The sequence below is a fragment of the Candidatus Symbiopectobacterium sp. NZEC135 genome (genome assembly GCF_025962695.1).
In genome coordinates this window covers 1-1,631 of record NZ_JAGFPF010000375.1, presented here as the reverse complement: position 1 = coordinate 1,631, position 1,631 = coordinate 1, and the positions used below count along the sequence as shown (strand labels likewise).

1 protein-coding gene and 1 pseudogene are annotated in these 1,631 nt (G+C 56.5%); both read right to left on the bottom strand.

Annotation, left to right across the window (positions count from 1 at the left end):
• Positions 1-1,222, bottom strand: a pseudogene (locus tag J5224_RS27015) (VirB3 family type IV secretion system protein); the annotation flags it as partial.
• A 10-nt stretch (positions 1,223-1,232) separates the two neighbouring features.
• The gene (locus tag J5224_RS27010; RefSeq protein WP_039356906.1) at positions 1,233-1,526 is read right to left on the bottom strand and encodes a TrbC/VirB2 family protein; all 294 of its coding nucleotides are present in this window, start codon (positions 1,524-1,526) and stop codon (positions 1,233-1,235) included.
• Between the last annotated feature and the right edge of the window lie 105 nt (positions 1,527-1,631).

Sequence of the window (1,631 nt, the reverse complement as noted above, 5' to 3'; positions counted from 1 at the left end):
GATGTCAGCAGATCAAGTGCCACATCCAAATCCAGTCGCTGGGAAACGGCATCATCATCTGCACTCATTAACAGACGGCGGGTGCGCTTGATGGCCTTGCGGGCCTCTTCGCGAGACATGCAGGTGTAGGATTGCGTAACCACATAATCGCAAGGGGCGTACAGCAGTGAATCCATTATCCCTGTTGCGGTCTCCTCCGGGAATTCCTTTACCTCCAGCCCCCGGAAATACTGTGTGCCGCTGGCGTGGTTTATCTGCCCGGACTCCCCGGAAAAGAACAGCGCCGCCGACCCCATCATCGAATACGCCGGAGCGCGGGTGACGCGCACCTTGCGCCACTGGTGCGTCAGCAGGTACTCATAAAAGGATAACTGGGAGGAGAATACCGCGTGATCTTCGGTGAACGTGCCAAGAGAACGTGCGGCGTAGCGTGACAGTGCGGTATCGAGCGAACCTTTGATTTCCAGCATTTCCCGCAGCGCAGCGTCAAGCTCTTTCAGCTTCTGGCCGTCATTCATGCGTCTGCGCCCGGCCTTTTCCAGGCTGACAAACGGACGGTAACAGACGGTCAGGAACAGGCGGTTACGGCGAAACGGATCCGCCGCCAGCGAGGCATAATACAGACGGCTGATTTCATCGGCGTAAGGATTGCCGGACGCTTTATGCAGGGAATCGGTAAACGGCTCCCGCACGTTATGGATATAAAAGGTGACCGGCATCCCCTCGAATGAGCGGATGAGTCCGTGCAACTGGTTGCAGTCAATACTGAGGGTTTCTTCTGATTCGCAATCGAACGGGGTCCCCGTCAGTTCCCAGGTGCAGTAGAGATCACTGTGTGGTGAGCGAACAACATGCTGATGAATATGCGATGAATACGGAAAGTACTTCCTGAGCGTGGCACACTGATTCAGTTTCATAGCGTTGAGAAACTCCGCGATATCAACAGCATCATGCTCAACGGGCATAAATACTGTTGCACCAAACAGACGGTTTGCTGCCGGTTTTCCTCTTGCCCTGAGCCAGACGGCAATCAGGCTGAACCGCATGGGCTCATTCGGGTGACGGATTTCAACACCAGAAATTCAACCGGGAGCAGGGCAAGGAAAGCGACAGAAGTCCAGACAGCGACGATGATGGTGATACCGGTGACGCCCAGCAGGGGCACCATCGGCACCCCCCACAGTGCCGCCGGGCGTTTCATTGCTTTGAGCAGCTTTGCCATAGACGACCTCTCAGCTCATCAGCAGCGCGCCGATCTCACTGCCCCCGCCAATCAGGATCCCGCCGATGATGATGTAGGCGCACTGGGACAGGCTTTCGCCTTTCCAGAGGGTCTTGTAACCCACCCAGATCACGGCCACGGTGATGGTGATGGCCGCCAGACCATGAAGGCCGGTGGAGACCTTTTCCATCACGGTATTTGCGCGAGTGAAACCATCGGCAAAGGCCGGGGTTGTAGAAAAAACCATGAGCACACCTACGGAAACAGCACTGACAGCGGTCTTTAGCTTGCGAAAAAGTGTCATTATTCTTCCTCACGGGGTGACTGAGAGAGGCTCCGGCGCACTGACGGCGCGGAGGTCTGTGCGATGGCGATTTTCCCCCGACGGAGTTTTGCGGGGACGCCCCGG

Excerpts from the sequence above, each read along its gene's own strand:
- J5224_RS27010 (WP_039356906.1), bottom strand. The coding sequence starts at position 1,526 with ATGACACTTTTTCGCAAGCTAAAGACCGCTGTCAGTGCTGTTTCCGTA.